The organism is Paracoccus bogoriensis (genome assembly GCF_019431455.1).
GTDB lineage: Bacteria > Pseudomonadota > Alphaproteobacteria > Rhodobacterales > Rhodobacteraceae > Paracoccus > Paracoccus bogoriensis.
On the sequence record NZ_JAHYSR010000073.1, the window covers coordinates 1 to 325 of the forward strand.

At 61.5% G+C, this 325-nt stretch carries 1 protein-coding gene; it reads left to right on the forward strand.

What is annotated here, in order from left to right; translation table 11 throughout:
* Positions 1–325: DDE-type integrase/transposase/recombinase (locus tag KY389_RS15110; protein WP_219831792.1), on the forward strand; the 325-nt coding region annotated here is incomplete at both ends.

The following is a 325-nucleotide window of genomic DNA, read 5'->3' on the forward strand; positions in this document are numbered from 1 at the left end:
AGTATCGGTATTTGCTGAGAAATCTGGTCATCGATCGGCCCAGCCAGGTCTGGTGCGCCGATATCACCTATATCCCGATGCAGCGGGGCTTCCTTTACCTGGTGGCGATCATGGATTGGGCAACGCGGCGGGTGCTGGCGTGGCGGCTGTCGAACACGATGGATGTCGAGTTCTGCATCGAGGCGCTGGAGGAGGCGCTGGCGCGCCATGGTCGCCCCGAAATCTTCAACACGGACCAGGGCAGTCAATTCACCAGCCCGCGGTTCACCAAGGTGTTGCTGGACGCGGCGGTGAAAATCTCGATGGACGGGCGCGGGCGCTGGAT